This window comes from Plasticicumulans sp., from assembly GCF_035331805.1.
In the GTDB taxonomy this organism is placed as follows: Bacteria; Pseudomonadota; Gammaproteobacteria; order Competibacterales; family Competibacteraceae; genus Plasticicumulans.
Map to the genome: position 1 here is coordinate 1 of NZ_DAOLKE010000133.1, position 7036 is coordinate 7036.

Consider the following 7036-nt stretch of genomic DNA (forward strand, 5'->3'; position numbering starts at 1 on the left):
AGGCGGTGTGCGGTGGCGCCCGCGCCGGCGCGCACGCCATAATCCGCCGCCCGCCCGGCGGCGCGTGCCCTTTCCGCGCCCTCCCGCGCCCCTCCCGCGCCTGCATGCGCGCCGCACCGGATCGCCCCGTGAGCCAGCCGACGCCCGAGACCCCCGTCACCGAAATCAAGCGCCCGCGCGGCATCTACCTGCTGCCGAACCTGTTCACGACCGCGGCGCTGTTCGCCGGCTTCTACGGCGTGCTGGCGGCGATGAACGGCCGCTACGAGGCCGCAGCCGTCGCGATCTTCGTCGCGATGATCCTCGATGGTCTCGACGGGCGCGTGGCGCGCATGACGCACACCGAAAGCGAGTTCGGCGTGCAGTACGACAGCCTCTCCGACATGGTCTCGTTCGGCGTCGCGCCGGGGCTGATCATGTACCAGTGGACGCTGTCGGGCCTCGGCAAGGCCGGGTGGCTGGCGGCCTTCGTGTATACGGCCGGCGCGGCGCTGCGTCTGGCGCGCTTCAACGTGCAGGTCGGCAGCATCGACAAGCGCTACTTCATGGGCCTGCCGAGCCCGTCGGCGGCGGCCGTGACCATGGGGCTGGTGTGGATCGGCACCGATCTCGGCCTCGATCCGGCGACGCTGGAGCTGCCGGCCTTCGTGCTGACGCTCGGCGCCGGCCTGCTGATGGTCAGCAACTTCCTGTTCCACAGCTTCAAGAAGATCGACCTCAACGGCAAGGTGCCCTTCGTCGTCGTCACCGTCGTGATGCTCGGCTTCGGGCTCGCCTACCTGCAGACGCCGGCGATGGTGTTCGGCGGCTTCCTGATCTACGCGCTGTCCGGGCCGACGCTGGCCATCGTGCGCTGGCGCCGCCGCCGTCGCCGTCACGAGCCCGACGCCGGCTCAGGTGGCTGAAGGCGCGGCTTCGGGCGCCGGCGTCAGGGCCGCGCGCAGCCGGTACCACAGCCGGCCGAGCAGTTCGTGGCTCGCATACCAGGCCTCCCAGGCCGCGCCGGCCTGCGGCAGCCAGTCGGCCGCTTCGGTCGTGGCTTCCACGCCCGGCGGCGGCGTCCACAGGAAGGACTGCGTCGGGGCCGGCACCGCATCGACGCCGGCGCGCGCGAAGGCTTCGAGCGCGCGCGGCAGATGCGCGGCGTGGCTGACCAGCAGCACGCGCTGCACGCCCTGCGCGGCCAGCATCGGCGCGCTGTAGGCGGCGTTCTCGCGGGTGTTCTGCGAGCGGTCCTCGGTCCAGACCTCGCGCACGCCGTATTCCTCGCTGAGCACCGCCGCCATGCGTGCGGCCTCGGACGGCTCGCGGCCGTGATCGCGGTAGCCGCCGCTGACCAGCACCGGCAGCCCGGTCAGGCGCTGCAGCCGGGCGCCGTAGCGCAGCCGCGCCAGCGTGATCGCATTCAGGTCGATCGGCCCGTATTCGGGCGCGCGCACGCTCAGGCCGCCGGCGAGCACGACGATGGCCTCGGCGCCGCTCTCCCGGATGGCTTCATCGGACAGCACCGGCGGCGGCGCCAGCGCGCGGTTCAGCGTCGCCGCCATCTGCGGCGTCGACAGCAGCCAGGCGGCGAGCAGGCCGGTCGTGATCAGCGCGCTGCCGAGCCGCGGCCGGCGCAGGCGCAGCAGCAGCCCGAGCAGCGCGAGGCACAGCGGGCCGCCGGGAGGCAGCAGGAAGAGTTCCAGCATCGGTCGCGTGTCCTCAGCAGGCCAGAAAGGGCGGCCGAGGATTCCAGAGGCCGGCGCCCCGCGACAAGCGCCGATGCGCGCCGGCGACGGGTTTCAGCCGCCGCTGCCGCCGCTGTAGCGGATGCGGTAGATGCGCCCGCCCTGGTCATCGGAGAGCAGCAGCGAGCCGTCCGGCAGTTCGAGCAGGTAGGCCGGCCGGCCGCTGACCTCGCCGTCGCGCTCGAAGCCGATCAGGAAGGGCCGGTAGTCCTCGGGCCGGCCATCGACCACGTCGGCCATCATCACGCGGTAGCCGCTCTTGCGGCTGCGGTTCCAGGAGCCGTGCTCGGCGACGAACACGCGCCCGCGGTACTCGGCCGGAAACTGCCGGCCGCCGTAGAACAGGATGCCGAGCGGCGCGACGTGGGCGTCGAGGCGCAGCGCCGGGGCCGAGTAGTCGTCGCAGCTGCGCCCGCGCCCGTACTGCGGGTCCGGCAGGCGGCCGCCGTGGCAGTACGGGAAGCCGAAGTGCGCGCCCGGCGTGATCAGGATGTCGATCTCGTCCGGCGGCTGGTCGTCGCCGAGCCAGTCGCGGCCGTTGTCGGTCAGCCAGAGTTCGCGCGTGCCGGGGCGCCACGCGAAGCCGACGCTGTTGCGCAGGCCGCGGGCGACGGTTTCCTCGTCGCGGCCTTCGGCGTTCATGCGCCGCAACTCGGCGTAGCCGGGGGCTTCGCAGACGTTGCACGGCGCGCCGATCGACAGATACAGCTTGCCGTCCGGGCCGAAGGCGAGATAACGCCAGCCGTGGGCGCTGTCGCGCGGCAGGTCCTTGCGCAGCACCTGCGGCGCGACCGGCTGGCCGAAGCTCGCCTCGACGCGCGCGAAGCGCAGCAGCCGGTCGACATCGGCGACGTACAGCGCATCGCCGCGCACGGCGAGACCGTTCGGCATGGTGAGGCCGGTGGCCAGCGTCCAGCGCGCATCGGCGCGGCCGTCGCCATCGGTGTCGCGCAGCGCCGTGACCGTGCCGGCGCGGCGCGAGCCGACGTAGACGGTGCGTCCGTCGCCACCGAGCACCAGCGTGCGGGCGTCCTCCAGCTCGGCCCAGAGTTCGATCGTGAAGCCCGGCGGCAGCACCAGGGCGCGGGGGACTTCGGCGGCGCGGGCCGCAGGCAGCAGCGCAGCGAGCGCGGCCAGCAGACAGCAGAGACGGCGAAGCACTGAGGACATCTGCGGACTCCGATGAAAGCGGGGGGGCGGCCGGAGCTTTGACCGCGATCAGGACAAGCCGGGCATGCCTGTGATGCAATGCGGTGTCAGGCACAGGGCGCTTGCGCCCATGCACAGCGCCAGAAAGAAGGATATTGATCGCATGTCACTCCCCCCGCACGACTTCCCGCACCTCGTGCACGAACTCCCGGAATTTCGCGAGCGCATCCGGGTTCTGCAGGCGGAAGACGCACACTTCGCACGGCTCTACGAACGCTACCTCGACGTGAGCCGCGAGCTGCACGGCCTCGGGCAGGACGGCGAGCCCCTCACCGGTCAGGCCGCAGTGCTGGCGAGCCGGCGCGTACACCTGAAGGGCGTGCTCTACGAGATGCTGCGCGGCGACTGAGGGAGCGGATGCACGGGTTTACGGCCGCCGGAGCCTTGACTACAGTGCTGCGCCCCGTGCAAGAGCGGATCTGCTGCATGAGTCACCCAGACAGTCATTCCGATGACGAGCGCCGCCGCACGCTGGCAGACGAGCTGATCGAGGCCGGACGCTTCTTCTTCGCGCGCGGCTGGGTGCCGGCGACCAGCGGCAACTTCTCGGCGCGCGCCGGTGACGACGACGTGCTGATCACGGTCTCGGGCCGGCACAAGGGCCGGCTCGGCACCGACGACCTGATGCACATCGACCTGCACGGCCGCCCGGCCCGGGCCGGTCAGCGTTCCTCGGCCGAAACCGGCCTGCACCTGCAGCTGTACCGGCGCGATCCGGCCATCGGCGCTGTGCTGCACACGCACTCGGTCAACGCGACGGTGCTGTCGATGCTCGCCGGCGGGGCACTGGTGCTGCGCGATCTCGAAGTGCTGAAGGCTTTCCCGGGCATCGCCACGCACGAAAGCGCCGTGTGCGTGCCGGTGCTCGCCAACGATCAGGACATCGCGCGCCTCGCCGCGCGCGTCGCCGAAGTGCTCGATCGTGATCCGGGCTGCTGCGGCTATCTGATCGCCGGCCACGGCTTCTACACCTGGGGCGCGACGGTCGCCGACGCGGTACGCCACGTCGAGGCCTTCGAGTTCCTGTTCGAATGCGAATCCCTGATGCGGAGGATGGGCAGACCATGAGCAAGCTGCGTGTTTACCGGGACGACGCCCCGGACACCCCGATCGTCGAACACACGCTCGGCGCCGACATCGCGCTGGAGCTCGAAGGCCCGGAGGTGCTGTTCTCGCGCTGGGAGGCCGACCGTGAACTGCCGGCCGATGCCAGCAACGACGACATCATCGGTGCCTACCGCGCGCAGATCGACGTGCTGATGACGCGCTACGGCTTCCACGCCGTCGATGTCGTCAACGTCACGCCGACGCACCCGGACAAGGACGCGCTGCGCCAGAAGTTCCTGAGCGAGCACACGCACTCGGACTACGAGGTGCGCTTCTTCGTCGAGGGCAGCGGCCAGTTCTACATCCACCACGCCGATCGCGTGTACATGATCTTCTGCCAGGCCGGCGACCTGCTGAGCATCCCGGCGAACATGACGCACTGGTTCGACATGGGGCCGAACCCGAGCTTCAAGTGCATCCGGCTGTTCACGACGCCCGAGGGCTGGGTCGCGAACTTCACCGGCAGCGACATCGCCGAGCACTTCCCGCGGCTGGTCAACTGAGCCGGCACGGCAGCGCATGTCCGTGGCGATCCGCGCGATCCTGACCGACATCGAAGGCACGACCAGCTCGATCGCCTTCGTGCACGAGGTGCTGTTCCCGTATGCGCGCGCGCGGCTGCCCGCCTGGCTGGCCGCGCACGCCGGCGAGCCGGAAGTCGCCGGACAGCTCGCCGCGACCCGTGCCGAGGCCGGTCTGCCGCCGGAGGCGCCGCTTGCGCAGGTCATCGAAGTGCTGCTCGGCTGGATCGACGCCGATCGCAAGGCCACGCCGCTGAAGGCGCTGCAGGGCCGGCTGTGGGCCGACGGCTACGCGGCCGGCGATTTCCACGGCCACGTCTATGCCGACGTGCCGCCCTGCCTGCGCGCCTGGCAGGCGGCCGGTCTCGTGCTCGCGGTGTATTCGTCCGGCTCGGTGCAGGCGCAGCAGCAGCTGTTCGCGCATACCGCCTGCGGTGACCTGACGCCGCTTTTTTCGGCGTACTTCGACACGCGCATCGGCCACAAGCGCGAGCCGGCGTCCTACACGGCGATCTGCGCCGCGCTCGGCCTCGCGCCGGCCGGGGTGCTGTTCCTGTCCGACATCACCGAAGAACTCGACGCCGCGCGCAGCGCAGGGCTTGCGACCGTGCAGCTCGTGCGCGACGGCACACCCGATCCGCAGGCCGCGCACCGGCAGGTCACCGCCTTCACCGCCATCGACCCGTACGCCTGAGCCGCCGCCGGCGCTTGTCGTGCGCCGGCGACCGGCTGCTATGCTCGGGCGCAACGCGATCGTCACCGATCCGTCGCCCGCACGTTCACGCTCACGCCCCGCCAGACGAGACCTGATGACTCCCGAGACTCCCGAACCGGTCCCGGCGCTGGAAATCGTCGACCTGCACAAATGCTTCGGCTCGCTCGAAGTGCTGAAGGGCATCTCGCTGAGCGCCCGCGACGGTGACGTGATCTCGGTGCTCGGGTCCTCCGGCTCCGGCAAGAGCACCTGCCTGCGCTGCATCAACCTGCTCGAACAGCCGACCTCCGGCACGATCCGGGTCAAGGGCGAGACGCTGAAGCTCGCGCGCGACCGCGGCGGCCAGCTCGCCAGCACCGACCCGAAGCAGCTCGCGCGCATCCGCTCGCGGCTGGCGATGGTGTTCCAGAGCTTCAACCTGTGGGCGCACATGACCGTGCTCGACAACCTGATCGAGGCGCCGGTGCACGTGCTCAAACTCGGGCGCGCCGAGGCGATCGAGCGCGCCGAGCGCCTGCTGCACAAGGTCGGCCTGTACGAGCGGCGCAACTACTATCCGGCGCACCTCTCCGGCGGCCAGCAGCAGCGCGCGGCGATCGCGCGGGCGCTGGCGATGGAGCCCGATGCCATCCTGTTCGACGAACCGACCTCGGCGCTCGATCCCGAGCTGGTCGGCGAGGTGCTGAAGGTCATGCGCGTGCTCGCCGAGGAAGGCCGCACGATGATCGTCGTCACGCACGAGATGGGCTTCGCGCGCGAGGTCTCCAGCCGCGTCGTGTTCCTGCACCAGGGCCGGGTCGAGGAAGACGGCCCGCCCGCCGAGGTGTTCGGCCACCCCCGTTCCGAGCGCTGCCGGCAGTTCCTGTCCGGCAAGCTCAAGGGCTGACGCCGGTCCGGCCGCCAGAGCGTCCGCCCGCCCGTCCGCATCGTCACGTTCATCCCCGGAGGCTTGCGTACCAACATGAAGAAGATCGCCCTCGCTGCGCTTGGCTGCGTGCTCGCACTCGGTATCGGTTTCGGCAGCGTCGCCGACGCGAAGGAATGGAAGAAGGTGCGCATCGCCACCGAGGGCGCCTATCCCCCGTTCAACTTCGTCGATGCCGACGGCAAGCTCGCCGGCTTCGAGATCGACCTCGCCAACGCGCTGTGCGCCGAGATGAAGGTCGAATGCACGCTGGTCAAGCAGGACTGGGACGGCATGATCCCGGCGCTGAAGGCGCGCAAGTACGACCTGATCATGGCCTCGATGTCGATCACCGACGAGCGCAAGCAGCAGGTCGATTTCTCCGACTGGTACTACCGGATGCCGGCGCGCTTCGTCGCCAAGAAGGGCGCCGGCCTGACCGTCACCCCCGAAGGGCTCAAGGGCAAGACCATCGGCGTGCAGCGCGAGACGGTCTCCGACAAGTTCCTGACCGACAACTACGGATCGAGCGTGACGATCAAGCGCTACGCGACCCAGGACGAGGTCTACCTCGACCTGACCGCCGGCCGGCTCGATGCCTACGTCGCCGACATCATCGTCAGCCGCGATGCCTTCCTGTCCAAGCCCGAAGGCAAGGACTACGAGTTCACCGGCCCCGAGTTCAGCGATCCGAAGTGGTTCGGCGACGGCATCGGCGCGGCGATGCGCAAGCAGGACAACGACCTGACGGCGCTGTTCAACAAGGCGCTGAAGGCGCTGATCGCCAACGGCACCTACCAGAAGGTCGCGGCGAAGTACCCGGACTTCGATTCGTATCTGCGCAAGTGAG

General features: G+C 70.2%; 9 protein-coding genes. 7 read left to right on the plus strand and 2 right to left on the minus strand.

What is annotated here, in order from left to right:
- The first annotated feature begins 128 nt into the window (after nt 1–128).
- Nucleotides 129–905, plus strand: a complete 777-nt coding sequence (gene pssA / locus PKE44_RS10665) for a CDP-diacylglycerol--serine O-phosphatidyltransferase (protein ID WP_324550923.1) — start codon at nt 129–131, stop codon at nt 903–905.
- Here pssA and PKE44_RS10670 read toward each other — a convergent pair.
- Entirely contained in the window at nt 894–1691 is a 798-nt protein-coding gene (locus tag PKE44_RS10670) for a YdcF family protein (protein ID WP_324550924.1), read from the minus strand. The genes pssA and PKE44_RS10670 overlap by 12 nt on opposite strands.
- 93 nt (nt 1692–1784) lie before the next feature.
- Nucleotides 1785–2900 (minus strand): PQQ-dependent sugar dehydrogenase, encoded by a 1116-nt coding sequence (locus tag PKE44_RS10675; RefSeq protein WP_324550925.1) that lies wholly within the window; start codon nt 2898–2900, stop codon nt 1785–1787.
- A 142-nt stretch (nt 2901–3042) separates the two neighbouring features.
- Between PKE44_RS10675 and PKE44_RS10680 the strand changes: the two genes are divergently transcribed.
- From PKE44_RS10680 to PKE44_RS10705, 6 genes are all read left to right on the plus strand, one after another.
- Nucleotides 3043–3288, plus strand: a complete 246-nt coding sequence (locus PKE44_RS10680; protein WP_324550927.1) for a GTP-binding protein — start codon at nt 3043–3045, stop codon at nt 3286–3288.
- Between the two features lie 77 nt (nt 3289–3365).
- The gene (locus PKE44_RS10685; protein ID WP_324550929.1) at nt 3366–4007 is read left to right on the plus strand and encodes a methylthioribulose 1-phosphate dehydratase; all 642 of its coding nucleotides are present in this window, start codon (nt 3366–3368) and stop codon (nt 4005–4007) included.
- A complete protein-coding gene (locus tag PKE44_RS10690; RefSeq protein WP_324550930.1) occupies nt 4004–4549 on the plus strand; it encodes an AraC family ligand binding domain-containing protein in 546 nt (181 codons plus the stop codon). The genes PKE44_RS10685 and PKE44_RS10690 overlap by 4 nt, the downstream gene beginning before the upstream one ends.
- Nucleotides 4550–4571: 22 nt before the next feature.
- On the plus strand, nt 4572–5261 hold the full coding sequence (gene mtnC, locus PKE44_RS10695; protein ID WP_324550939.1) for an acireductone synthase: 690 nt from the start codon (nt 4572–4574) through the stop codon (nt 5259–5261).
- Nucleotides 5262–5376: 115 nt separating this feature from the next.
- On the plus strand, nt 5377–6168 hold the full coding sequence (locus PKE44_RS10700; protein WP_324550931.1) for an ABC transporter ATP-binding protein: 792 nt from the start codon (nt 5377–5379) through the stop codon (nt 6166–6168).
- A 75-nt stretch (nt 6169–6243) separates the two neighbouring features.
- Nucleotides 6244–7035 carry an ABC transporter substrate-binding protein gene (locus tag PKE44_RS10705; RefSeq protein WP_324550932.1) on the plus strand — a complete coding sequence of 264 codons (792 nt, stop codon included), beginning with the start codon at nt 6244–6246 and terminating at the stop codon, nt 7033–7035.
- The last annotated feature ends 1 nt before the right edge of the window (nt 7036 follow it).